This is a genomic window from Streptomyces sp. NPDC051561, assembly GCF_044454195.1.
Taxonomy (GTDB): Bacteria; Actinomycetota; Actinomycetes; order Streptomycetales; family Streptomycetaceae; genus Streptomyces.
In genome coordinates, this window is the sequence record NZ_JBITDM010000013.1 from 119,845 (window position 1) to 144,955 (window position 25,111).

Sequence of the window (25,111 nt, forward strand, 5' to 3'; positions counted from 1 at the left end):
CGAGCCGGTCCCGGACAGGACCGGGTCCGTTCAGCTCCGGTCGGATTCGTTGATCGCCTCGGCCACGCCGTAGGACCTGAGGAGCAGCAGTCGGTCCAGGAGGTCGAGGATCGCCGACCGGTGTGCGGGGGCAGTTGCCTGGATATACGCGCGGACCAGCAGACGGCCGATGTGGCGGGCATCGGCCGCCGCACCACGGGCCAAGTCGGCCGAAGCGGTTCCGAATACCACGACAAAGCGCCGCGCGCATGCCAGAACCAGTTCGTCGACCCGGTCCGGGGCGCCCTCGAGCGTGATCAACAGCTGAGGTAGGGCGACCTCGAAGGCGTGGGAGTCGATCAGTGCGATCAGTGTTCGCCGATAGGGCCCCAGACGTCGGCCGCGCAGCGCGGCGGCCACTGCGGCGGCGGCTTCCCGCACGCTCTCCTCTGGGTCATGAAAGAACTGTACGAGTGCGTGATGGGCGAGCGCCGCGTCACCAGTGTTCAGAAGGCGCTGGGCGCACACGTCCGCCGCTCCCTGGCGCTGTGCCCCGTCGTTCCCCGCAAGCACCTCGGCCAGCAGGTCAGGTACCTCCCACTCCATGGCGGCCAGCGCGGCGGTCTGGCCGCCGCACCGACGCACCGGCGCCGCCGGGGAGCGCAGCATGCGTTCCGTCAGCGGTCCGGCTGACCCCGGGTCTCCGTGCATCAAGGCAATGGCCAGGCGGGCTACGTACGGTGACGACAGCAGGTGGTCGGGGGCCTGGACGAGCACCGCGAAAGCATCGGCTGCCGCTAGGCGGTCGTGACGGATCGCGGCATGCACCACATGGGCCACACACGCCCGGACGTCAAGGGAGGGGTCGGCCGCCAGTCGGCCCAGGTGAGGGACGATCAGGGCGGCACGGGACCCGTCCGTGTCATGTGCGAGCAGAGCGCCCAGGCTCTCGGCCGCGCTCCCCCGTACGGTGTTGATCCCAGCGGTGAACAGGTCACGCGTCACGTCGTCCCCGGCCCTGTCCCCGCCGGGCGGATCAGCGGCGGCGTCAGGCCCATCCGAGGCGAGAGCGCAGGTCAGGAGCTCCTCCACCAGGTCGAGTGGCACGTGGTCGAGGTACTTCCGCAGGGCGTGCCCCAGCCACCGATCCAGCTCCGGCCGGCCCATGCGCGCACAGTGGCGCACCGCTTCGAAGACAGTCTCCGGATCGCCGTACGGCTCGGCCTCCCCCAGACCGAGGAGAAGCGAGGCCCCGTACGAGGGGTGCGTCCCCGCGTCGATCCGCACAGCGAGCCGCGCGAATCGAACGGGGTCCGCCACCGTCATGCTCTGCAGCACGTGGGACAACTCCCGCGCCCCGCCGGTATGAGTCGCCCAGTCGACTCGGTCCCGACTGTGCTTCCTCATGGCCCTCAGCCACTGGTCGTCACTCATGTGCCGGGCGGCTTGCGCCGGGATGGGCGGCCCGACGAACCTACCCGTCACCCCCTCCGGTTCGTCCGGCTCCCCCTGGTTGTCGTGGAGCCGACGGAGTTCTCCGAGCCGACGCGTCGCCCGCTCGGAGAGCCTCTCTTCGGGCAGCGCCGTCAACAGGGTGAATTCGTGCCAGGGCGAGAGCTTCTCGTCCGGAGGAAGCCGCAGGTGCAGCAGGGACTCCTCCAGCCGCCCGAAAGTGTCGTCGGGCAAGGCGCCACCGATGGAGTGGATGACCTCACGGCTACCCCACACGGCATTGGCGATGTAGCCGGACAGCAGACGATGACGGCCCTGAAGAAGGATGTCAGCAGACCACGAGGCAAGCTCGGAGCCCGCTGCCACCAGCACCTGGTAGAGCAGCCACTGCGCCGCCTCGTACGGCTCGCTCACCAGGTGTTCCACGAGCTGACGGGCTCGCACGGCATCCCGGCCCGCTATGCTCCGCAGAGCTGTGGCCGTGCCCTGCAGCAGGGCGCCACCCAGGTCGTCGGGGTCGCCTTCGGGATGCCGGTACGAGAAATGACGGTCGCGAACGGGCCGCCCCGACCGTCTCGGAAACGCGGTCAGACGGATCACGGCCAGGAGGACCGGCAGCATCCGGACGCAGAACTCCTCCGGTGCTCCGGCAGCGGCGGCGGCCACCGTCCGGAGTACCGCATGGTCCCGGTTCAGCAGTAGCGCCACCCTGTCTTGGTCATCGAGCCGGAGAACGTCCGGGCGTTCCGCCAGCAGCACACTCAGCAACTCCACCACCCACGTGGGCTCTTCGGCGGTCAGGTTGCCCGCCGAATCCCAGAGAGTGTGTTCGGCGCCGGTGAAGAGGCCCGCTCGTACGCCGTCGAGCAGGAGGTCGAAGAGTCGTCGGCTGCCGGCGAGGCGGGCGTGGAGCACAATCCGGATCAGCCACGCACCGTACCCAGGGTCAGCGACGTACGGTTCCAGGAGGCCGGCCACCCGGTCGGGCAAGGCATCGGCGACCGCCACCAACAGCTTTACCGCCCAGTCCCGTTCTCTCGTGTCGGCGCTGCCGAGCCAGTTCTCGAAAACCCCTTCGTCGTCCATGCGACGGAACCAGGCCGGCGTGCCGAGCATGTCGATGAGGTAATCGCGGAAGGGCGGGCGCGTGTCCAGCACACGGGCGACGGCGGCCCACTCATGGGCGGTGGGAGCGTCCAGGCCGCGCAGCACGGCCAGGGCCAGGTGCTTGAGGTGGTAGCGGACGGCCGGACCAGTCAGCAGAGCCTCGACCTCCTCTGCAAACCGATCCGGGTCGAGATCCCGCAGGTGATCGAGCACCTGCCGGACCTGACCACGGCGGAACAGCTCCTGTTCACCGCCGGTGAGGAAGGAGACCAGACTCCCTTCGCGCCGGAGCCAGTCGCGGGCGAACGCGTAGTCGAAGAAGCTCTCGTGGAAAAAGGCCAGTTGAGGGCCGTCGCGCACACAGATGTGCTCAGACTCCAGCACCTTCCGGGTGGCGGCCAGGTCATCCGTGTCGAGCACACTCTGCGGCACGGACAGCCGCTGGCGCGCACTCATGGCAGCGACGACGACCGAGACCGCGTCGTGGAACCGCACGGACGGACGCCGGGCGCACTCCTCCTGTTTGGTATCCCAGAAGGCGTCGAAGAGCTGCCGGGTGGTGTGGAGGAGGAGAGCCTCCTCCTGATCCGCGACCTGTTCCAGGAGGACAAGGTGCAGCGGTGAGCGCAGCAACGCCCGTTTCGCCGGGTCCAGTCGGGCGACGTCCAGGCCCATGCCGGTGACAGCGATGTCGACCTGGGAGTCGGAGAGCTGACCGATCGTGACGCGTGAGCAGTGCTCCTGGGCTGCAAGCCTGCGAATACGGGCGTCGGCCTCGGCGTCGAACGTGCGGCAGGCAAGGACCACTCGCATGCCGGGATGTGCCGCAGCCTCGTCCACCAGGTCGGCCACCGCGTCGAAAGTCTCCGGGATGCGCCCCGACGCCATGCTGACGGCGTCGAGCTGGTCCACAACGAGGACGCAGGGGCGCCCGCCCGCCACGGCGCCGAGAGCACCGACCGGGGAGACGGGAAGACCAACACGCTGCCCCAGCTCATGAGTTGAGCCGAAGGGCTCCAGACGGTCGAGACGGAAGGCGAGAACCGGAGTGGCCGCCTCGTCGAGGGCGGTGACGGCCTGGTGCAGCACGGCACTCTTCCCACCACCTGCGGTGCCGGTCAGCAGGACGAGCCGCCGGGTGCCCTCCCTGACCTCCGCCGCGAGGCAGGCGGCCTCCCCGCGGGGAATGATGGGCCGCAGCAGCGTACGTTCGACGCTCGCCGCCCATCGGCGCGTGACCTTCCTCACGGCTTCGGAGACCACGAGAGCGTTGGCCCGCCCGACGGCCCGCAGCCCCTACGGCGCCAGCCGTGTAGTGAGGGCCGCCGCGTCGAGTGTGGTTCCCAAGTTGTCGAGCAGGACTTGGCCGAGGGCGAGCGCCGCCAGGCGGCCGGGTGCACCGGCCAGGGCCTGTTCGGCCAGGACAGCGTTGGTGTGCACAAGGTCCCGCTCGTCGTGCCACTCCACCCGGAGCCCTCTCAACATCCTCCAGGCCGTCACGGTGGAACCATAGATGCCACCCGAGGCGAGGACATCGAAAGTGCCCCTGAGCTCGTCCGTCAACCACTCGGATTGGAAGGAGGCGAGATCGTCGGAGCGGCGAGCGCGGTCGGCGAGTTCATCGAGCGCGCGGGCGGGAACCACGGAAACAAAGTGGAACACCCGGCCCGCCTCGACATGCGAACGCAAGCTCTCCCACACTCCCTTGCCACGGAGAGAGGCCACATTCCAGCTGTTTGCATTGCGGTTCTGCCGCTTGACCTGGTGCACCTCCGTCTCGTGGTCGTGCCGATAGACGAACTCGACCCCGTCGCCCAGCGGCCCACTCGGTTCGACGCAGAGCGATGTGCCCGAGCCCAGCAATACGTACAGGGCATGTCTGATCGTCCAGGCTCCCTCGTAGCGGTTGCCGAACTTGTCCGTCTCGCCACCCAACCGCGGTGCCACCGTGCCCCCTCCCCCTCCGGCCCAGCCAGATGCGCCGCGCGCGTGCGCGGACGCTACCGCATGTATGCAAGGACTACTGAGCAAGCCTCAGCGGGCAGGGCTGGCAGCAATCCGCCTTCTGCAACAGCCCGCGATGTGGGCCATCTCTGGGGAGGATTTGGGGAGCACGAACGCTGCTGGGGAGCGCGTGGGGAGAATTGAATACGCAACGCGACGTCAGCCTGAAAGGCAGTGAAAGCAGCATCAGCGCTGACCAGAGACGTCAATGATCGCATCGACGCAGGTCAACGCCACCTGGCAGACGACTTCAAGAAGATCTCGGCGTGGGCCGCCATCCTCTTCGCACCCACACTGGTGGGCACGATCTACGGGATGAACTTCGACACCATGCCGGAGCTGCACTGGACACTCGGCTATCCGTTCGCGCTGCTGCTGATGGCGATGGTCTGCGGGGGCCTGTACTTCGTCTTCAAGAAGCGGGACTGGCTGTAGCCGCAGCACCGGAAGGGACCTGAGGATTGGTCCACGCGGCGCGCAGTGCCTTCTTGTCGACCTTGCCGACCTTGGTGGTCGGGAGCCGGTCGAGGAGGACCGTTCTGCGGGGCGCGTAGAGCTCGCCCAGCTCGGCTGTGACCGCCGCGCCGACCGTTTGCGGATCGACATCGGCGCCCTCGGCGGTGGCCAGGAAGATCTGCACGGTCTCGCCCTGGTCCGCGTCCGGTACGCCGAGCGCCGCCGCGTCGCGTACGCCGGGGAGGGTGACCAGGAAGTCCTCCAGGACGCGGGAGTAGACGTTGTCGCTGGTGGATCCGGTGACGATGATGTCCTTGGCCCGGTCGACGAGGTAGAGGTGGCCCTCGGAGTCGAGATAGCCCAGGTCACCGGTGCGCAGCCAGCCGCGGTGCAGGGCCTGCGCGGTGCGTTCGGGGTCCTCGTAGTAGCCGAGCATCACCGTGCCGCCCCGCACGCAGACCTCGCCGACCTGCCCGACGGGCAGTGCGCTCTCGCTGTCCTCGGCACGGATCTCGATGTCGATGCCGGTCATCGCGCGGCCGCAGCTGCGCCAGAGTTCGGGCCGGCGCTCCGCCTCCCGTGCGAGGTCCGCGCCGTACGCGGCGATGCCGAGTGCCTCCGACTGGCCGTAGCCCTGGCTGAGTACGGGGCCGAAGACCTCGACCGCCTGCTGGAGGCGGGCGGGCGAGGAGGCGGCGCCGCCGACGGCTATCCGCCGCAGCGCGGGAAGGGCGCCCGGGCCGCACTCCGGGTGGTCGAGCAGGGCGTACAGCATGGGCGGTACGAACATGGTGGCGGTGATCCGCTCGGCTCGCAGCACGGCCAGCGCCGCGCCCGCCTCGAACTCGGGGAGTACGACCAGGACCGAGCCGGTCACCAGTGCCTGGAGGGTCGTGAGGTGGCCGCTGCCGTGGGTGAGCAGGGTGGCGGCGAGGACCCGGTCGGTGCCGGGGGCGGCGGAGGAGAAGGCTCCGGAGCGGGAGTGCACCGCGTGCAGCAGGGTGTCGTAGAGCCGGTGGCTGTGGGCGGCGAGCTTGGGGCGGCCCAGGGTGCCACCGGTGTAGAGAACGGTGAGGGCCTCGTCCGCTGCCGGGGCGGGCACGCCGCCGGGGCGTACCTCGGGGGACTCGTCCGCCACGGCGAGCAGGTCCGTGCACTGCTGCGCGCAGGGGCCGAGGCTGAGCAGTACGGGTGCGTGGGTGCTGCGGGCGGCCGCGTCGGCGGCCCGGTCCGCGAAGAGCGGGTCGGTGACCACGGCGCGCGCCCCGGACTGCTCGACCAGTGCGGCGAGTTCGCCGGGTCCCGGCTCGGGCGGCAGGAACACGACGCGGCAGCCGATGAGGTGGACGGCGAGCTGTACCAGTACGGAGTCCACCCGGTTGGCCAGGAACAGTCCCACTCCGTCGCCGGGCGCGAGCCCCTGGCTGCGCAGGGCGTGGCCCAGCGCGAAGAGCCGCCGCCGGGCCTGGCCCCGGGTCAGCCGCTGAGCGCCCTGGACGAGGGCTTCGGCGTCTTCGTCCCGGTGCCAGTGGTCGAGGATGTGGTCCAGGTACGTCGCCGTCGGCTCGGTTGCGGGCGCGGCCGTCGGCTCGGTCGCGGGCCCGGCCGTCGGCTCGGTCGCGGGTTCGGAGGCGACCTCCGGTTCATTAATGATCATGAACATATGCAAACACGAAGCCCGCGAACCGCGGCCGCGCAGGGGGCGCTTTCGGCCACCGGCCCACGGAGTACCATGCCCCGGACCTCGGGGTCGGTGGGCCGCTGCCCGCCGGCGCGGCGCCGACCTCACGCTGTCCGTCCCGGTTCTTTGCCGGGTCCGGGCGGGCGCCGGTTGACTCCTCGCCATGCCTCTCACCAGCACGACCGGGACTGCATCCGGAACCATGACAACCGCCCCACGGAACAAGTACGCGCTGGCCGTGCTCGGCCTCGGCGCCTTCGTGATCGGGACCGCCGAGCTGGTCGTCGTCGGTGTTCTCGGCCTCATCGCCAGTGATCTGGGGGTGTCGGTGGGCACCGCGGGGCTGCTGGTCACCGCCTACGCCCTCGGAATCGCCCTCGGTGGTCCGCTGCTGACCGCCCTCACCATCAAAGTGCCTCGCCGTACGCTGCTGTGGCTTGCCCTCGCCGTGTTCATCGGCGGCAACCTGGTGGCGGTGGCCGGCGGCGCCTTCGGGATGGTGGTCGCCGCGCGGGTGCTCTGCGGAGCGCTGCACGGACTGTTCATCGGCTCCGCCTCCGCGGTCGCCACGCAACTGGTCGCGCCCGAGCGTCGCGGACAGGCCGTCGGTCTGGTCTTCGGCGGGATCGCGGTCTCCACGGTGTTCGGGGTGCCGCTGGGCACGCTGGTCGGGCAGGCGCTGGGGTGGCGGGCCACGTTCGTCGGGGTGGTGGTGCTCGGCGTGATCGCGCTGCTGGCCACCGTGAGCCTCGTACCGCCCGTACGGGGCACCGGGTCGGCCGGCCTCGGGGAACAGGCGCGGCACGCGTTCGCACCGCGGGTGCTGGTGATGCTGCTCGCCGGACTGCTGCTGCTGGGCTCCCAGTTCACGGTCTTCACCTATCTCGCGCCGTTCCTCGAAGAGGTGACCGGGATCGGGGGCGGTGCGGTCAGTGCGTTCCTGCTGGTCTTCGGTGTGTTCAGTGCGGTCGGTACGTTCGGTGGCGGGCGCTTCGCCGACAGGAACGCGTCGAACACGCTGACCGTCGGGGCCGTGATACTGATCGCCGCGATCGGGGCGCTCCATCTGTTCGGCTCGAACCCGGTGCTGGTCGGCCTGGCGCTCGCGGCCTGGGGGCTGGTCGGGTTCGGTGTCACGCCCGCCCTGCAACTGCGGGTGATCTCGCTGGCCGGTGCGGGTGGCGACCTCGCGGCGACGCTGGGGGCCTCGGCGGTCAACGCCGGTATCGCGGTCGGCGCGGCGGTGGGCGGCTGGGCGCTGGCGGCGTACGGGGTGGGTGAGGTGCCGTTGGTCGCGCTGGTCGGGTGTGCGGTCGCACTGCCGGTGGTGTGGGCGACGCGGTTCCTCAAGGTGCCGGGCGGCGGGGCGCCGGATGGCGGGGCCGGCGTGGCGCCCGTACAGGTCGACTCCGGCACGCCCGCGCCCGTCGAGCAGTGACATACTTCCGCCCAATTCGCTTACGGAACAGAGGAGTTCGCCCATGATTCTGGTAACCGGTGCGACCGGACACATCGGCGGCGAGGTCGCCCGTCAGCTGCACGGCGCGGGGCGTCCGGTGCGGGCGCTGGTCAGGGAGGGCCGCACCTCCACCGGACTGCCCGCGGACCTGCCGACGGCAGTGGGCGACCTCAATGAGCCCGCCTCGCTGCGGGCCGCCCTCGAAGGGGTCCAGGGGGTGTTCCTGCTGCCCGGGTACGCCGACATGCCCGGAGTGCTCGCCGAGTGCGAGCGGGCCGGGGTGCGGCATGTGGTCCTGCTGTCCGGCCTCGGTGCGGCGGACGGCGATCTAGACAACGCGGTCTCCCGGATGATGATCCTGTCCGAGCGGGCGGTGAGTACGTCGGACGTCGAGCGGACGATCCTCCGGCCGAGTGGCTTCATGTCCAACACCTTCGAGTGGGCACCGCAGTTGAGGGTCTCGGACGTGGTGCGGGCGGCGTTCCCCGAGGTGCCGATCGCGATGGTCGATCCGTACGACGTCGGAGCGGTCGCCGCCCACGTCCTGCTGGATCCCGCACACTTCGGACTGATCCACACACTCAGCGGGCCGGAGGCGCTGCGCCCGGCGGACCGGGTGCGCGTGCTGGGCGACGCCCTGGGGCGGGCGCTGCGATGCGAGGGGCTGAGCGACGCAGAGGCCCGCAAGGAGATGGAGGCGGCGGGGACGCCTCCACAGTACGTCGACGCGTTCTTCCGGTACTACGCGGACGTGACGCCGGGCAGGCTGCCGGAGGACTCCCAAGTGCGTACGACCGTCACGGAGTTGCTGGGGCGCGAGCCGGGATCCTTCGCCGAGTGGGCCGGGCGGAACACCGCCGGGTTCCCCTCGGCTCCCCTGCCCTCCTGATCCCTCGCCAGGAGAGAGAGCGCCTGGGCGAGCGAGACCATGGTCATGTGGTGCCAGCCCCGGAAGGAGCGCCCCTCGAAGTCGCGGACGCCCACCCGGTGGCCCACCTCCACCAGGTCCCGCACCACCCGGCGGCCGAGCATCGCCGTACGGAAGACCGTGCCGGGGTGGGCCGACCCCATGCTGGTGAGCCAGAACTCGCCGGGCCGGCGCTGCCCGGGGACGGACCAGGCGGCAAGCAGCGTCAGCTCCTGGGAGCGTCCCTGCGGGGACCGCAGGCGGGCGGGGGCCGGACCCACCAGGGTGGCGCGCCGCGCACCGGACGCGTGGTCGAACCATTCCACGGGCACGGTACGGCGGCTCACCGCTCGCAGCAGTTCCTCGGGACCGCCCGGTTCGACCGTGGTGTGCGGGGTGAGCGGGTCGACCCGTACCACGAAAGGGATATGACGGTGGGTCAGTTCGCGGCAGACCGGCCCGGGGTCGGCCCCGCGCAGATCCATCACCACGGGCCGCACCGGCAGCCGCCACTCCCCCGCCATCCGGGCCACCGAGGCGGTCGCCCACCGCTCGGGCGGGCAGGGCCGCACATGTACGGGGATCGAGGCCCGGCGGCGTAACTCGGGCTCGTCGGTCCAGCGGGCGGGCAGCGCCAGTTGCCAGTCGACCGGGCAGCTCATCCGGTCGGACGCGAGCCATGTCCCGTTCGACCGCTGGCAGTTGACGACGCGGCCGGCCCGGGGCACGAACTGTCGCGCCACGCCCACGGAGTGATCGCCGGTCTTCGCGAGCACCAGGGGCTCCACCACCCACGCACGCGGCGCGGTCCGCTCCTGCCACTGCCTGGCCAGTGTGCGGCGTGCCGCCGTCTCGTCCCACGGGGACCGGCTGATGAACTGCCGCAGGCTCTGCTCCGTCCCCGGGCCCGCGTGCCGAGCCAGTGCCCGCATGGTCTTCCTGCCCTCGACGGCGAGGAGCGCCTCGACGTACTTCGCACCCCAACGCCGCTGGTCGCTGCGGGGAAGGGGAGCCAGCGAGGCGGTGAGCAGCTCCATGGGTGAGCCGATCCTCATGGGCGAACTCATCTCCATGGGAGAACTCATCGGGGGTTTCATCGCGCCCTCCAAGGCCGCCGATCGGTCCGGCGGGATGCCGGAGCCAGAATCGTGCGGCGACCCGGTGCGCGAGCGGGACGCTCGATAGCATCGCGATCGCGCAATGCGAGAACCAGAAGGGGGTGCAGATGTGCCGAGACTCAGACATCCAGCCGCAATCCGATGTGGTGACGCTGTGCGAGCGCGGACTGGATTGCTACCGACGCGCCCTCGCCGAGGGTTCGTACGCGGGTGAGGTTCCCGACTGTGTAGTGGAGTTGGGGCTGTTGCGGCCGCAGGCCGGGGGTGACGGCAGGTGGGGCCCGGTGCCCGCCGAGATCGCGGCCCACGAGATGACCCGCCCCCTCGAACGGGCCATCCTCTCCCAGCAGCAGACGGTGTCGGCCATTCACGCCGCCCTCTCCTGCGCCGAGGACGTCTACCGTGCGGAGCAGCGCGCGGCGGCGGCTCCGGTGCGGTTGCTGCACGGCAGCGAGGTCATCTTCGCCGCCCTGGAGCGCGCTTCGAACGGCTGCAAGGAGGAGTTGCTCACCGCCCAGCCCGGCACCCGGGTCCCGGCGATCCTGGCGAAAACGCTCCCCCGGGCCCTCGCCCTGAACCGGCGCGGCGTCCATCAGCGCACGCTCTATCAGCACTCCGTGCGCGCCCAGCCCGCGATGGTCAGCTACATCGAGCAGATCTCGGCGGCCGGGGCCCACATCCGCACCCTCAACGAGCTGTTCGACCGGCTGATCATCTACGACCGGGCGCTCGCCTTCATCCCCGATCCGCGCCACGAACTCGAATTCACGGCGCTGGCCATCGAGCATCCGGCGATCATCAGCTACTTCGTCAAGGTCTTCGAGCACGCCTGGCAGCGCGCCGCACCCATGACTCCCGAGGAGGGCCGCAACCGCCCTCCCCTGCTGACCGACGAGACCCGCCGCGCCGTGCTGAGGCTGATGGTGGAGGGGCACACGGACACGGCCATCGCCTCCCGGCTCGGCATCAGCACCAGGACCGTGTCGACGCACATCCGCAAGGCCGCCGATCTCGTCGGCAGCCGCAGCCGGGCCCAACTCGCTTACCAGTTGGCCCGATCGGCACACCTGGAGAACGGGCCCGATGACTCTCCTGAGGCGTCCTGAACCACAACTGCCCCTCCATTGACGGAGGTCGCACACACACGCCAAAGGTTGAACGTTTGTTCTTTAATGTTTGCGGACATCTCCATGAAAAGGGAGCCGTGACAGATGGAACAAGCCAAGATCAGCGAGGAACTCGCGCACACGGTCAAAGCGAACGTCCGGCATCGTGCCGAGGAGTACGCGCGTCGCGAGGCAGCGGGAGCAGCGCGACTGGGCACGATCACCGACGGGTCCGCACCATGGCCCGGCGATACGGCGATCCGACTGGAGGGAGCCCTGGCGTCGGTGCCCAGGGAGTTCCCGGCGCCGGACGCGCAAGGAGCCCTGAGACTCCGGGAGTTGGACGAGCAGCTGGCCGTCGTACGGGAAGCGTTTCCTGCCCTGCGGACGGACGTCGAGCTGTGCAGACTAGTCGCCGGAATGCTGGAGGGCGCCTGGCGCGAGCGGGCCCAGTCGCCGCCGCGCCCCGCCGCCGCACCGGACGAACACCCGCCCTGCTTATGCCTGTTCTGTTCGCAACTGCCCAAACCGCCGCCGCGCCGGATGGCCGACTACGCCTTCCGCAGGAGCGACGGGCGGCCGCTCGCCGTGAAGACCTGGCCGTACCGGCACGAGCTGGACTCGGTACTGACCGGTGGCTGGGTGTGGAACCGGGCGCTCCAGGACGCGGACACCGGGCGTGAGCTCAGGTTCCGGTACGAGGACGACATCCTGACCTTCCCCGAGTACAAGCGCACCGGGATGGCCCTGGACATCGAAGGCATCACCAGGACCGTGCGCAGGAGTGTCGAGGAGAACTTCGACATCAACGGGGCCCGCGCGCTGGTCAGCGGGATCTTCACCAGCTACAAGCGCTCGGTGGACGAGTACTGGATAGGGCTGCACCGCCGGGGAGCCCTCTCGCTTCCGCAGCACACCCCGCTGGACCGGGTCACCTACACCATGCTCCAGATGATGGACTGCCTGTGGTGGCACGTCTCCCCCGACGACCAGCTGTGGCGGGAGGAGAACCTCGCGATCCTGGTGATGTCGCGGATGGTGGACGACATGGTGGACGTGCGCGCCGATGCCGCCACCGGCGAGATCAACAACTTCTGGCTGGCGTCCATGCCTGACCACGAGAAGACCATGCTGGCGGCGAGCGTCATCGCGCTGATCAAGTACGCCTGCATGCCGGAGTCGCGCGGGGTGCTGTGGAACGTCGGTCTGGTGGGAGCCACCGCCGTCTGGATGGGGCTGAACGGCCGGCACGCCCTGTGGTTCGACGGGATCACCGGGGGGCTGCCCCCGGTCGAGGGCTGTGCGGTGTGCCGGCTTCAGCCCAACCCCTGTACGGGGCTGCTGACTTCGGGCATCACCTTGCGCACCTCGGAGCGTCCGGCCGTGCGGGAGCTCGGCGGGCGTGCCGCGGAGCTCTCGGAGCGCTGCCGGCGCGAGTACCCCGGTGCGCGGGAGCTGTTCCACTCCGAACTCGCCGGGTTCGAGGCGCTGCACGGCGAGTGGCGTGGCGACATCGACAGTACCTGGGAGATCCTCCGCCGGACCTATGTCGCGGCGGTCAACGCCTCGTTGGCGGGCGGCGAGGGAGTCGACGGGATACAGCGCGACTCGGGTCCACTGGGCGCGGATTTCTATCACACGCTGAACATGGGCGGCGCCCCCGGCTGGCGGGAGAACACCGTGCTGCTGATCTACATGTTCGGGGCCGCCCACCCGCACTTCCTGTGGAACGGTCTTGGGCACGCACCGGCGGAGCTGGGCGGCGACTGGCTCGACGGCTGACGCGGTGTCCTCGCATTTCTCGCGAGTGCGCGAAGGGCCCCACGGCTGCTGCCACGGGGCCCTTCGGTTGCGGCGGCGTCGTTACGCGCCCTGGCGGCGGCTGCGTACCAGCAGATAGAGGAAGTACGGCGTACCGATCACCGCCGTCATCAGGCCCGCGCCCAGCTGGGCCGGGGCGATCACGGTGCGGCCCACCAGGTCCGCCGCAGCGACCAGCAGGGCGCCCAGCAGGACGGCCACCGGCACCACTCTGGTGTGGCGGCGGCCGACCAGGGCGCGGGCGGCGTGCGGGGCGACCAGTCCGACGAAGCCGATGGTTCCGGCCGCGGCGACGGCGGTGGCGCTGAGCAGGACGCTCAGCACGAGGAAGCCGAGGCGGCCCCTGCCCAGGCTGAGCCCGAGCAGGCGCGGGGTGTCCTCGTCCAGCGAGACCAGGTCGAGTTCGGTGCGCCGGGCGAAGGCGACGGCGACCCCGACGGCCAGCACCAGGGCCAGCGGCACGACGTCCGGGAAGGTGCGCCCGTAGGTCGATCCGGAGAGCCAGGTCAGTGCTTTGATGGCGTTGAACGGGTCGGTCAGGATCACCAGCAGGCTGACCAGCGCGGCCGATCCGGTGGCCACTCCGAAGCCGACCAGGATCAGCCGGTTCTGCTGGAATCCGCCGCGCGCGGCCAGCCCGAAGACCAGGCCTCCGGCGAGCACCGCGCCCGCGAACGCGGCCCCGGCGACCGCCCAGCTTCCGGCCAGCGGCAGGGTGGTGACCAGGAGTACGGCGCCCAGGGCCGCGCCGCCGGTGACGCCGAGGGTGCTGGGTTCGGCGAGCGGGTTGCGGGTGACGGCCTGGATCAGGGTGCCGGCCAGGGCGAGTGCGGCGCCGGCGAGCAGGGCAGCGGTGACGCGCGGGACGCGGGTGTCCAGGACGAAGGTGACGGCCCGGCCCGCGTTGTTCTGCGCCCAGTTGGTGACGTCGCCGATCAGGAGTTTGCTGTCGCCGATGAGGACGGCGGCGATGGTCACGCAGACCAGCAGGACCAGCAGCACGACCGTGGTGATCACGAAGGCGCCGCGGCTGCGGATGCGCAGCCGGTCGGGGGCGGAGGCGCCGACGGTGTCGTTGGTCCTGGTCGCCATGACGATCAGGAAGACGGCGCCGACGAGGCTGGTGACGATGCCGGTGGGCACGGCGACCGCGGTGTCCGCGGGCACCAGGGCGCGCAGGGCGACGTCCGAGCCGAGCACCAGTGCCGCCCCAACGAGGCCGGTGAACGGCAGGATCGAACGGGTCTTGGTGAAGGCCCGCATCCGGCGGGCCAGCGGCCGCACCAGGGCGGGCGCACACAGACCGACGAAACCGATCGGTCCCGCGAGGGCGACCGCCCCCGCCGAGAGCAGGGTGGCCAGCACGACGGCCAGGACGCGGGTGCTGCGTACCGGCACCCCGAGTCCGCGCGCCGCGTCGTCGCCGAGCGCGAGGGCGTCCATCCGCCGGGCCAGCAGCAGCAGGCCCACGACGCCGATCACGGCGAGCGGCAGCAGTTGCAGGATGCCGTCGTAGCCGCTCTGCGCGATGGCGCCCTGGTTCCACTGCCGCAGCCCCTCGGTCTCCAGGGGGAAGAGGAGCAGCAGCCCGTCGGTGAGGGCGGTGAGGCCGAGCAGCATCGCGCTGCCGGCCAGCACGAGACGTACCGTACCGGCGCCCAGTCCGGACAGTCCGAGGACCACGGCCGCGGCCGCGAGACCGCCGATGAAGGCGACGCCGGTGGAGGCGAACAGCGGCAGCGACAGGCCGGTGACGGCGGTGATGCCGAGCGCCAGGTAGGAGCCCGCGTTGACCGCGAGGGTGTCGGGCGAGGCGAGGACGTTGCGGCTGACCGCCTGGAGGGCGGTGCCCGCGACAGCGAGCACGATGCCGATCAGGAGGCCTGCGACCATGCGCGGGATCCGGGCGGCCACCACCACGGAGGCGTCCGTCTCGGTGGCTTTGCCGGTGAGGGCCTTCCATACCTCGGGAACACCGACCGAGGTGGTGCCCTGGGTGATGTCGACGAAGGCGAGGGCGGCGACGACCAGCACGAGGACGGCCGTCACCGCAGCCGCCCCCGTCCGGGTCCTGGCCGCCGTGGGGCGGAGATCGCCAGTGGTGGCGGGGGAGGTTGCGGTGACGGCCATGGTGTGACGACCTCGGGGCAGTAGAGCGTGGATCAGCGAGCGGCGTCATGCGGCTTCGGATCCAGGGCGGCGGAGGGAGCGATGGCGGAGCTCTCGCGACTGACGACAACGCCGCAGGGGGTACCCCCTGCTCGAACGCAGCTGAGAGCTTGGGGAGGAGTCGCAGGGCGTCGGGAGCCCGCGCGCCATCGCCCCCGAGGTCGTTACTTCTTCAGCGCCGTAACGACGGAGTCGACGTAGCTGTTCATCGACAGCGGGCCGCCGAACATCCAGACGCCGTCGGGCAGCTGGTGCACATTGCCCTTCTTCACGAACGGCAGCGACTTCCAGACGGCGTCCTTGGCGAGCATCCCGGTGAAGGGGTTGCTGTCCTTGTCGGTCTTGTTGCCGATGTAGGCGAACTGCACGTCACCGAGCTTGGTGAGGCCCTCGACGTCGGTCTTGCCGAGGCCGTAGTCCTTGTCGCCCGGGACGGTCCACGGGGTCTTCAGACCGAGCTTCTCGTTGACCGCGCCGATCAGCGAGCCCTTGGTGTACGGGCGGATGGCGGCCTGGCCGGAGACCACGTAGCCGTCGGCGAAGGCGAACTGCGCGCCGCCGTGACCGGCGTCGGCGATGGCCTTCTTGCCGTCGGCGAGCTTCTTGTCGAAGTCCTTGAGGAGCTTGTCGGCCTGCGCGGTGGTGCCGGTGGCCTGGGCGATGGTGTTGATGTCGTCGGTCATCCGGCCGATCGGGTCGGCCGCGTCGGCCGCCTTCAGCTCCAGCACCGGGGCGACCTTGCGCAGCTGCTTGAGGGCGGCCGGCGGCAGGTCGGTGGTGGCAATGACCAGGTCCGGGGCGAGGGCCGCGATGGTGTCCATGCTGGGCTCGCCGCGGGTACCGATGTCCTTGGCGCCGCCCTTGAGCGGAGCGGCGGTGTCCCAGGCGGTGTAGCCCTTGATGTCGGCGACGCCGGCGGGCTGGACGCCCAGCGCGACCAGGTTCTCGACGACGTTCCACTCGGTGCCGACGACCTTCTTGGCCGGGCCGTCCAGGACGACCTTGGCGCCGTGGGCGTCGGTGAGGGTGATCTTCTCGGCAGGCTTCTTGGCGGCGGCCTTGTCGGCGGCTGGCTCGGTGGTCCCGCAGGCGGACAGGGACAGGGCCGCCGCGGCGACGGCCGCGACGGTGATCAGGGTGCGCTTCATGAGGTGGCGCTGAGCCTTTCGCTTCGCGTGTGATGGCGGCCTATCGCGCGGGTGCGCAGCCTGCCGGTAAGAGGGTCGGGGTCGACTTCGATACGGATGCCGTACGTGGCCGTGAGCCGCTCGGCGGTGAGTACGTCCTCGGGGAGCCCGTCCGCGATGACCCGCCCCTCCTGAAGGAGGACGACGCGGTCCGCGACGGCTGCCGCCTGGTCGAGGTCGTGCAGTACGGCGCCGACCGCGATGCCGTGGTCGTCCGCCAAGTCCCTTACCAGGTCGAGGAGTTCAACCTGATAGCGGAGGTCGAGGTAGGTGGTGGGCTCGTCGAGGAGAAGTACGCCGGTCTCCTGGGCGAGGCAGCCGGCCAGCCAGACGCGCTGCAACTGGCCACCGGAGAGGTGCTCGGCACCCCGGTCGGCGAGGTCGGCGACCCCGGTCATGGCCAGCGCGCGGTCGACGGCGGCGGGGCCCTCGGGGTCGGCCTTGCCCCAGCGCCCCCGGTAGGGGTAGCGGCCGAACTCGACCAGGTCGCGCACGGTCAGACCACTGGGGGTGGGGCGGCCCTGGGTGAGCAGGGCGACGCTCCGGGAGAACTCGCGGGCGCTCAGCGCGAGGGCGTCGGTGTCGCCGTCGATGACGAGGCCGGCCTCGCGGGGCCGCTGGAGCCGGGCGATCGTCCGCAGCAGCGTGGACTTGCCACTGCCGTTCGGGCCGACCAGGACGGTCACCTCGCGGGGCCGGAGCCTCAGGGAGGCACCGTGGACGACGTCAACGCCGTCGTAGGCCACGGTGACGCCCGTGGCCGACAGCTCATGGCCGCGGGGACGCCCGGCCGGGGATATCTCTTCACCTGCTTGCACGCCGGGAAGGTTAGCCTAACCTTAGGTTTAGTTGAAACCCGCCCGACGTAACCGATGCGGCCCGCTTTCCCGGCGGCCACGGGCCACCGGTGGGCCCGGCCGGGGGTGAGCGCGGGACCGTCCTTCAACTCGGTTCCGAGGAGGGGCTGTTCGCCTCGGTCCGGGCAGGGGGCGATTCGCCCGGCTCGCCTTTCAGGGGCGCCGGGGACGAAGCTGGTGCCGAGCCGGCCGTCGGCGATCCACTCCCTCGCGTCGACCGCCCGACTGGGTCGCCGGGGACGCTACGCGCGGACATACCGTCCGGACAGTAAGGCGGCGGAACCCGTCCCGGAATGTCCGGTCCGAACGGTGCGGCTCAGTCGGTGGTGTGCCGCTTGCGGGCCCACATCGGCAGCACGTACCAGCACAGCAGGTACCAGGTCACCACTCCGGCCACCAGCCACGGCGCGTACGCGTTGTGGGTGACCGCCCGCATCACCAGGAGCAGCGCCGAGGACAGGGTGGCGAGCAGCAGGAGCAGGCCGAGGTTGGTCAGCCGGGCCGCCCAGGTCACCGCCTGGTGCTTGATCCGGCGGCCGGAGACGATCCGGTGGAAGGAGACCGGGCCGATCAGCGCCCCGGTGGCGGTGGCGCCGAGGATCACGGTGATGACGTAGATGTTCTTGTCGGTCGACGAGAGGTTCTGGAAGCCCGGCTGGAAGACCACCGTGAGCAGAAATCCGAAGAGGATCTGTACACCCGTCTGAGCCACCCGGATCTCCTGGACCAGTTCGGTCCACTGCCGGTCCGCGCGCTCCGCCTCGCTCTCGGAACGCCCTGGGGCGTTCTCACCCTGCCCCTGGGATGACTCGCCCCGCCCCTCGGAGGACTCGTCCCGCCCCTCGGATCTTCCGGTACGACCCAGGGACTGCTCTCTCTCGGTCATCTGCCGGTCCTCTCACCGTCCGCCCGTTCCCGTTCACACGGGACGCCCCCACACTTATCGAGCATGCAATCGAGCACTTACCCTTTCAGTGGACGGATATGAGCTCCGCGAGCGGCCTCGCCGCACCCCCACCACCCGCGTTCGCGGTGTGAACGGGTAAGGCAGCTGCGAAAATTGCCGTACGGCAACTGTGGCACCATGACCCACGGAACGCCCGTTCGGAAGTGAGCTGGTCGTACCGGTGCCGCCCCCTGCGCGGGCCGGCGTCGAGCAAGTCGCAGCGAAGGGGTGGAACAGGACCATGGGTACTGGTGCGGAGACGGGCAGGCGGCGTACGCCCGGCAGTGCGGGACGTATCGACAGCAAGGCAGTGAAGGCGGGCCAGGACGGCCACGCGGGACCGGCTGAGTCGGTGGGATCCGCGGGCTCGGTGGGATCCGCGGGCTCGGTGGGCGAACCCGAGCTGAGGCAGCTGCTGGCCGGTCTGACCGCCGTACGCGACGGAGACTTCGGCACCCGCCTCCCCGACGACCGGGACGGTCTGCTCGGTGAGATCGCCCTCGTCTTCAACGGCATGGTCGACCAGCTCTCCCTCTTCACCTCCGAGGTCACCCGGGTCGCCCGCGAGGTCGGCACCGACGGCCGCCTCGGCGGTCAGGCCGAGGTGCCCGGCGTGGACGGCACCTGGAAGGACCTCACCGACTCCGTCAACGCGATGGCGGGCAACCTCACCACCCAGGTGCGCGACATCGCACAGGTCGCCACCGCGGTCGCCAAGGGCGACCTGACCCGCAAGATCGATGTCGACGCCCAGGGCGAGATCCACGAGCTGAAGAACACCATCAACACGATGGTCGACCAGCTGTCCTCGTTCGCGGACGAGGTGACCAGGGTGGCCCGTGAGGTGGGCACCGAGGGCCGGCTGGGCGGGCAGGCCGACGTACAGGGCGTCTCCGGTACGTGGAAGGACCTGACCGAGTCCGTCAACGTGATGGCGAACAACCTCACCTCACAGGTGCGGAACATCGCGCAGGTCACCACCGCCGTCGCCAAGGGCGACCTCTCGCAGAAGATCCGGGTGGACGCACGCGGCGAGATCCTGGAGCTGAAGGAGACCATCAACACGATGGTCGACCAGCTCTCGGCCTTCGCCGACGAGGTCACCAGGGTGGCCCGCGAGGTCGGCACCGAGGGCAATCTGGGTGGCCAGGCGACCGTGCGCGGCGTCTCGGGCACCTGGAAGGACCTCACCGACAACGTCAATGTGATGGCGTCCAACCTGACCGGTCAGGTGCGCTCGATCGCCCAGGTCGCGACCGCCGTCGCCAAGGGCGACCTGTCGCAGAAGATCAATGTCGAGGCGAAGGGCGAGGTCGCGGCCCTGGCCGGCGTCATCAACACCATGGTGACCACCCTCTCCGCGTTCGCCGACGAGGTCACCCGGGTCGCCCGCGAGGTCGGCACCGAGGGCATCCTCGGGGGTCAGGCACACGTCCCGCACGTGGCCGGGACCTGGAAGGACCTGACCGACAACGTCAACTCGATGGCCAACAACCTCACCGGGCAGGTCCGCAACATCGCCCAGGTGACCACCGCCGTCGCCCAGGGTGACCTGACCCGCAAGATCGACGTCGACGCACGCGGCGAGATCCTGGAACTCAAGACCACCATCAACACCATGGTCGACCAGCTGTCCTCGTTCGCCGCCGAGGTGACGCGAGTCGCCCGCGAGGTGGGCTCGGAGGGACGGCTCGGCGGACAGGCCGAGGTGGAGGGTGTCTCCGGCACCTGGAAGCGCCTCACCGAGAACGTCAACGAGCTGGCCGGGAACCTCACCCGGCAGGTCCGTGCCATCGCCGAGGTGACCAGCGCGGTGGCCGAGGGCGACCTCACCCGCTCCATCACGGTGGACGCCTCCGGCGAGGTCTCCGAGCTCAAGGACAACATCAACTCGATGGTGGAGTCCCTGCGCAAGACCACCCGCACCAACATGGAACAGGACTGGCTCAAGACCAACCTGGCCCGGATCTCCAGCCTGATGCAGGGCCAGCGCGACCTCACCGTGGTCGCCGAACTGATCATGGACGAGCTGACCCCGCTGGTCGGCGCCCAGTACGGCGCCTTCTACCTGGCCCACGACACCGGCCACGAGGTGCACGGCGCCGAGCTCGAACTCATCGGCTGGTACGGGCACTTCCAGTCCGCCGACGACCGCCCGATCCGCTTCGAGCTGGGCCAGTCGCTGGTCGGCCAGGTCGCCCGCAGCCGCCGCACCATCGCCGTCGACGAGCTGCCGGCGGGTTACGTCACGGTGTCCTCCGGCCTCGGGTCGGCCGACGCGCGCAGCCTGCTGGTGCTCCCGATCGTCGTCGAGGGCCTGGTACTCGGAGTGATCGAGCTGGCCTCGGTGGGCGGTTTCACGCCGGTGCACCGGGGCTTCCTGGAGCAGCTGATGGAGACGGTCGGCGTCAACGTCAACACGATTGTCGCCAACGCCCGTACGGACGAACTTCTCGGCGAATCGCAGCGACTGGCCGCCGAGTTGCAGTCGCGGTCCGAGGAACTCCAGTCGCAGCAGGAGGAGTTGCAGCACTCCAATGCGGAGCTGGAGGAGAAGGCGGCCCTGCTCGCCTCCCAGAACCGCGACATCGAGGCGAAGAACCTGGAGATCGAGCAGGCCAGGCAGGAGCTGGAGGACAGGGCGCAGCAGCTGTCCATCGCCTCCAAGTACAAGTCGGAGTTCCTGGCCAACATGAGCCACGAGCTGCGCACCCCGCTCAACTCGCTGCTCATCCTGGCCCAGTTGCTCGCCCAGAACCCGACCCGCAACCTCTCCTCCAAGCAGGTCGAGTACGCGGGCGTGATCCACTCGGCGGGTTCCGACCTGCTCCAGCTGATCAACGACATCCTGGACCTGTCGAAGGTCGAGGCCGGAAAGATGGACGTCAATCCGGAGCCGGTCGGCCTGCGCAAGCTGCTCGACTACGTGGAGGCCACCTTCCGTCCGATGACGGCGCAGAAGGGCCTGGACTTCCGGATCAGCGTGGCGCCGGGCGCCCCGGCGGAGCTGGTGACCGACGACTCGCGGCTGCGCCAGGTGCTGCGCAACCTGCTCTCCAACGCGGTGAAGTTCACCGAGTCCGGGGCCGTGGAGCTGCGGATCGACCCGGCGATCGGGGCGGACCTCCCGCCGACGGTGCGTCCGCACGGGCCTGCCGTCGCGTTCCGGGTGATGGACACCGGCATCGGGATCGCCGAGCAGCAACTGGAGGCGATCTTCGGGGCGTTCCAGCAGGCGGACGGCACCACCAGCCGCAAGTACGGCGGCACCGGCCTCGGTCTTTCCATCAGCCGTGAGATGGCCCATCTGCTGGGCGGTGCCATCCACGTGACCAGCGCGCCGGGCGAGGGCAGCACCTTCACCCTCTACATTCCGGTCGCCCGCTTCGAGTCGGCCGCCGCGTACGCGGACCCGGCGGACAAACACCGGGAGGCGGCCGGGCTGCCGGCCGTGCCCGCCGTCGTACCGGCGCAGTCGCGCAGGCTGCTGGTGATAGAGGACCGGCCGCGCGGGCTGCTGTCGCTGGTCGCGGAGAGTGCGGTCGCGGAGCTGGCGGAGGGTTCGCTGCCGGACTCGCGGGGGCCCGTGCAGGTGCGGACCGCCGTCGGCCCGGAGGAGGCGGCCGCCGCGCTGGCGGCGGACCCGTGCCACTGTGTGGTCATCGGCCTCGACATGCCCGACGGCTCGGCGATGCGGCTCCTTGAGGCCCTGGACGGGGATCCGGCGCTGCGCCAGGTGCCGGTGCTCGCCCACCACACCCGCCCCCTGGGGACGCTGCACGAGCGGCAGATCATGGACTGGTCGCGGACCAAGCCCCTGGAGCTGCTGCCCAGCCTGGACGAGCTGCGCGAGCGGATCGCCCTGCATCTGACCGCCGAACGGCCCGCCGACGTACTGCCGTTGGTTCGTCCCACCACCCCGCCCAGCGAGGCGGTGCGCGCACCCGAGCCCAACCCGGACGGGGCACTCGACCTCAAGGGCCGGGTGGTTCTGGTGGTCGACGACGACGCCCGCAACGTGTACGCGCTGACCGGCATCCTGGAACTCCACGGGATGCGGGTACTGCACGCCGACAACGGCCGCCAGGGCCTCGAAATGCTCGCACTGCACGGCAGGGTGGAACTGATCCTGATGGACGTGATGATGCCCGAGATGGATGGGTACGCCGCGACCGCCGCCATCCGCGCCATGCCCGAGCACGCCGATCTGCCGATCATCGCGGTGACCGCCAAGGCGATGGAGGGCGACCGGGCCAAGTGCCTGGCCGCCGGGGCGAGCGACTACATCACCAAGCCCGTGGACGCGGGCGACCTGGTGGACCGCATGCGCACCTGGCTCTCCCGGTGAGGGGGGACGGAACGCGGCTCGGCCAGGAGCACACCCCGGAGCACACCCCGTACGGCGCTCCGGAGCACGGCCACCGGGAGGCACGCCCGCTGGACGCGCTCGCCGGCACCATCGAGCAGCTCCGCCGTGACCTGACGCTCTCTCAGGAGTCGGCCGACGCACGGGCGTTGATCGGTATCGCCACCGGCATCCTGGTCGAGCGCGGCCAGGGCGGGCCCGCCGAGGCGGCCCTGCATCTGGAGCGGCTGGCGGAGTCTGCCCGGGTGCCGCTGCTGGAACTGGCCGCCGACATCGTGAACGGGGCGGCGGGCGACCATGTCGCCGATTCGCTCCCCATGACCGCGCCGGCCGCCTCCGCCGCCGGGTCGTCCGTGCCGTCGCAGCACCGCCCCGAGGACGGCGCGCGGCCCGGCAACGTACTGCGGCTGCGGGCGGCCGAGACCGGGTCGATGACCGGCGACGCGCAGACCGCCGCCAACTCCCTCTTCGAGCAGGCGCTCGCCCCGCTGGGGGCCGGCGCGCTCGCGCTGTGGGCCGCCGGGCGCGACGGGGCGCTGATACTGGCCGGGCACGCGGGTTTCTCGCGCGGCGAGGCCGACCGCTGGCGCTACGTGCCGCCGGGCGTGGGCACCTGGGCCCAGCAGGTGCTGACCGAGCGCCGCCCGCGCTGGTACGGGAGCCTGCCCGCCGGCGCCCCGGGGATCGGCCTGCGGCACGGCACCGACGGGGCGCGCAGCATCCTGCCCGCCGAGGTGGGCGGCCGGATCCTGGGCGTACTGGAGGTGTGCTGGCCGCAGCCGCAGCCGCCGCTGTCCGGCGCCGCGACCCGGCAGCTGGACGCCCTCGCCGACCTGTGTGCGCACACCCTGCCGGGCACCGATGTGTCCGCCGCCGCGGCCGGCAGTCCGCCGGACGAGAAGGCGGGCCCGCTGGCCGACCTCGCGGACGGGCTGCTCGACCCGGCCCTGGTGCTGCTGCCGCTGCTGAACGAGCAGAACAGTGTGGTCGACTTCCACATCGCGTACGCCAATGAGCGCTTCACCGATCTCGCGGGCCGCCCCAAGGCGCTGCTGACCGGGATGCGCTGGCTGGAGGCGTACCCGCTGAGCGCCCATCAGGGCGGGCTGTACGAGCACCTGTTGCGGGTGCACGCCACCGGCGAGCCCTTCCGCTCGGGGCGGATGACGCTCAACTCCCAGGTGGACGAGGTGCCGTTGGTGTCGGTGGCCTCGGTGGGCATCGGCCGCTACGGCGACTCGGTGCTGCTGAGCTGGCGCCTGGAGGACGAGGCGACCCGTCTCGCATCCCTGCTCCAGCACGCCCAACGCCTGGGCAGGATCGGCGGGTTCGAGGAGAACGCGGTCACCGGCGACATCCTCTGGAACAGTCAGCTGTACACCCTCTTCGGGCTGCCGCCCACCTCCTCCGCCGTACCGCTGGAGCGTCTGCACCACCACGCCCACAGCGACGACTCGGTGGCCATCGGCCGCTTCCTGCGGACCCTGCTGCACCACCGCCACTCGGCGTCCACCGCGTTCCGGCTGCGGCGTGCCGACGGGGTGATGCGGCACATCCGTATCGTCGCCGAGCCGGTCACCGACCCCTCGGGCACCATCCTCTCGGTGCGCGGCGCCTACCAGGACGTCTCCTCCCAGCACTGGACGGAGGTGGCGCTGGCGGCGACCCGCGACAGGCTGGCCGACTCCGAGGAGCAGTCGGCGGCGCGGAGCCGGCTCGCCCTCCAGCTCCAGCAGGCGATCATGCCGCCGACCCGGGACGCGGTGGAGACCTCCGGCCTGCTGGTCGCGGTGCGCTACCGGCCCGCCGAGGAGGAACACCTGGTCGGCGGTGACTGGTACGACGCGGTCGCGCTGCCCGACGGCAAGGTGCTGCTCGCCGTCGGCGACGTCGCCGGGCACGGCATCCACGCCGCCACCGGCATGGTGGTGCTCCGTAACGCGCTGCGCGGCCTGGCCGCCACCGGCGCGGGCCCGGCCCAGCTCCTGGGCTGGCTCAACGCGGTGGCCCACCACCTCACCGAGCAGGTCACCGCCACCGCCATCTGCGGCATCTTCGACCCCGCGACCCGGCTGCTGCGCTGGGCCCGCGCGGGCCACCCGCCGCCGGTGCTGGTCCGGGACGGCGCCGCGGCGGCGCTGCCGATGCCACCCGGGATACTGCTCGGCGCGATCGGCGAAGCTCCTTACACCGAGAGCGAGTTGATGCTGGAGGCGGGCGACCGGCTGCTGATGTACACGGACGGTCTGATCGAGCGGCGCGACCGCTCCGTACAGGAGTCCCTGGAGCAGCTGCTCGCCCTGGCGGGGACCGCACCGCCCGAGCTGGAGAAGCACCTGGACCGGCTGCTGACCCACAGCCGCTCGGACACCGATGACGACACCTGCCTGATCGGCATCGAGGTGCGCTGATATCCGCTGTTCCGCGGGGCAGTTGACGGAAGGGGCCGGCGGCCCCGGCACCTCCCCGCAGTCCCCGGTACCTCCCCCGCAGTTC

The 25,111-nt window shown here is 70.8% G+C and carries 14 protein-coding genes and 2 pseudogenes; 8 read left to right on the forward strand and 8 right to left on the reverse strand.

Annotation, left to right across the window (positions count from 1 at the left end):
- Positions 1-30: 30 nt before the first annotated feature.
- Positions 31-3,786 carry a hypothetical protein gene (locus ACIA73_RS26380; RefSeq protein WP_399441196.1) on the reverse strand — a complete coding sequence of 1,252 codons (3,756 nt, stop codon included), beginning with the start codon at positions 3,784-3,786 and terminating at the stop codon, positions 31-33.
- A 48-nt stretch (positions 3,787-3,834) separates the two neighbouring features.
- Positions 3,835-4,485 (reverse strand): hypothetical protein, encoded by a 651-nt coding sequence (locus ACIA73_RS26385; RefSeq protein ID WP_399441197.1) that lies wholly within the window; start codon positions 4,483-4,485, stop codon positions 3,835-3,837.
- Positions 4,486-4,785: 300 nt separating this feature from the next.
- On the opposite strand from ACIA73_RS26385, the pseudogene ACIA73_RS26390 reads away from it, so the two are divergent.
- Positions 4,786-4,977 (forward strand): annotated as a pseudogene (locus tag ACIA73_RS26390) (CorA family divalent cation transporter); the annotation flags it as partial.
- Here the strand turns inward: ACIA73_RS26390 and ACIA73_RS26395 are convergent.
- Positions 4,955-6,655: an AMP-binding protein gene (locus ACIA73_RS26395; protein ID WP_399441198.1), complete on the reverse strand. Its 1,701-nt coding sequence runs from the start codon at positions 6,653-6,655 to the stop codon at positions 4,955-4,957. The pseudogene ACIA73_RS26390 and the gene ACIA73_RS26395 overlap by 23 nt on opposite strands.
- A gap of 187 nt (positions 6,656-6,842) precedes the next feature.
- Between ACIA73_RS26395 and ACIA73_RS26400 the strand changes: the two genes are divergently transcribed.
- Together ACIA73_RS26400 and ACIA73_RS26405 are read left to right on the forward strand one after the other, a co-directional pair.
- Positions 6,843-8,117, forward strand: coding sequence for an MFS transporter (locus ACIA73_RS26400; RefSeq protein WP_399441199.1), 1,275 nt, complete (start codon positions 6,843-6,845; stop codon positions 8,115-8,117).
- 43 nt (positions 8,118-8,160) lie between these two features.
- Positions 8,161-9,027, forward strand: a complete 867-nt coding sequence (locus ACIA73_RS26405) for an NAD(P)H-binding protein (protein WP_399441200.1) — start codon at positions 8,161-8,163, stop codon at positions 9,025-9,027.
- Between the two features lie 434 nt (positions 9,028-9,461).
- Here ACIA73_RS26405 and ACIA73_RS26410 read toward each other — a convergent pair.
- Positions 9,462-10,142 (reverse strand): annotated as a pseudogene (locus tag ACIA73_RS26410) (transposase); the annotation flags it as partial.
- On the opposite strand from ACIA73_RS26410, the gene ACIA73_RS26415 reads away from it, so the two are divergent.
- The 3 genes from ACIA73_RS26415 (at position 10,069) to ACIA73_RS26425 (ending at position 13,051) form a co-directional block, all read left to right on the forward strand.
- Complete coding sequence (locus ACIA73_RS26415) at positions 10,069-10,230, forward strand: hypothetical protein (protein WP_399441298.1); 162 nt, start codon at positions 10,069-10,071, stop codon at positions 10,228-10,230. The pseudogene ACIA73_RS26410 and the gene ACIA73_RS26415 sit on opposite strands and share 74 nt — an antisense overlap.
- A 40-nt stretch (positions 10,231-10,270) precedes the next feature.
- Positions 10,271-11,269 (forward strand): LuxR C-terminal-related transcriptional regulator, encoded by a 999-nt coding sequence (locus ACIA73_RS26420; protein WP_399441201.1) that lies wholly within the window; start codon positions 10,271-10,273, stop codon positions 11,267-11,269.
- 105 nt (positions 11,270-11,374) lie between these two features.
- The gene (locus ACIA73_RS26425; protein ID WP_399441202.1) at positions 11,375-13,051 is read left to right on the forward strand and encodes a hypothetical protein; all 1,677 of its coding nucleotides are present in this window, start codon (positions 11,375-11,377) and stop codon (positions 13,049-13,051) included.
- A gap of 81 nt (positions 13,052-13,132) precedes the next feature.
- Here the strand turns inward: ACIA73_RS26425 and ACIA73_RS26430 are convergent, their stop codons facing one another.
- The 4 genes from ACIA73_RS26430 to ACIA73_RS26445 form a co-directional block, all read right to left on the reverse strand.
- Positions 13,133-15,220: an iron ABC transporter permease gene (locus tag ACIA73_RS26430; RefSeq protein ID WP_399441203.1), complete on the reverse strand. Its 2,088-nt coding sequence runs from the start codon at positions 15,218-15,220 to the stop codon at positions 13,133-13,135.
- 203 nt (positions 15,221-15,423) lie between these two features.
- Positions 15,424-16,407, reverse strand: a complete 984-nt coding sequence (locus ACIA73_RS26435) for an ABC transporter substrate-binding protein (protein WP_399441205.1) — start codon at positions 16,405-16,407, stop codon at positions 15,424-15,426.
- Positions 16,404-17,264 (reverse strand): ABC transporter ATP-binding protein, encoded by an 861-nt coding sequence (locus tag ACIA73_RS26440; RefSeq protein ID WP_399441206.1) that lies wholly within the window; start codon positions 17,262-17,264, stop codon positions 16,404-16,406. The genes ACIA73_RS26435 and ACIA73_RS26440 overlap by 4 nt, the downstream gene beginning before the upstream one ends.
- A 355-nt stretch (positions 17,265-17,619) precedes the next feature.
- Complete coding sequence (locus tag ACIA73_RS26445) at positions 17,620-18,189, reverse strand: DUF6328 family protein (protein ID WP_399441207.1); 570 nt, start codon at positions 18,187-18,189, stop codon at positions 17,620-17,622.
- A 301-nt stretch (positions 18,190-18,490) separates the two neighbouring features.
- Between ACIA73_RS26445 and ACIA73_RS26450 the strand changes: the two genes are divergently transcribed.
- Positions 18,491-22,597 carry a HAMP domain-containing protein gene (locus ACIA73_RS26450; protein WP_399441208.1) on the forward strand — a complete coding sequence of 1,369 codons (4,107 nt, stop codon included), beginning with the start codon at positions 18,491-18,493 and terminating at the stop codon, positions 22,595-22,597.
- Complete coding sequence (locus ACIA73_RS26455; protein WP_399441209.1) at positions 22,594-25,026, forward strand: SpoIIE family protein phosphatase; 2,433 nt, start codon at positions 22,594-22,596, stop codon at positions 25,024-25,026. The genes ACIA73_RS26450 and ACIA73_RS26455 overlap by 4 nt, the downstream gene beginning before the upstream one ends.
- Positions 25,027-25,111: the final 85 nt, after the last annotated feature.

Bases quoted from the DNA above. Each gene is read 5' to 3' on its own strand.
- ACIA73_RS26395 (WP_399441198.1), bottom strand. From the start codon at position 6,655: ATGATCATTAATGAACCGGAGGTCGCCTCCGAACCCGCGACCGAGCCG.
- ACIA73_RS26400 (WP_399441199.1), top strand. From the start codon at position 6,843: ATGCCTCTCACCAGCACGACCGGGACTGCATCCGGAACCATGACAACC.
- ACIA73_RS26405 (WP_399441200.1), top strand. From the start codon at position 8,161: ATGATTCTGGTAACCGGTGCGACCGGACACATCGGCGGCGAGGTCGCC.
- ACIA73_RS26420 (WP_399441201.1), top strand. From the start codon at position 10,271: ATGTGCCGAGACTCAGACATCCAGCCGCAATCCGATGTGGTGACGCTG.
- ACIA73_RS26425 (WP_399441202.1), top strand. From the start codon at position 11,375: ATGGAACAAGCCAAGATCAGCGAGGAACTCGCGCACACGGTCAAAGCG.
- ACIA73_RS26430 (WP_399441203.1), bottom strand. From the start codon at position 15,220: ATGGCCGTCACCGCAACCTCCCCCGCCACCACTGGCGATCTCCGCCCC.
- ACIA73_RS26435 (WP_399441205.1), bottom strand. From the start codon at position 16,407: ATGAAGCGCACCCTGATCACCGTCGCGGCCGTCGCCGCGGCGGCCCTG.
- ACIA73_RS26445 (WP_399441207.1), bottom strand. From the start codon at position 18,189: ATGACCGAGAGAGAGCAGTCCCTGGGTCGTACCGGAAGATCCGAGGGG.
- ACIA73_RS26450 (WP_399441208.1), top strand. From the start codon at position 18,491: ATGGGTACTGGTGCGGAGACGGGCAGGCGGCGTACGCCCGGCAGTGCG.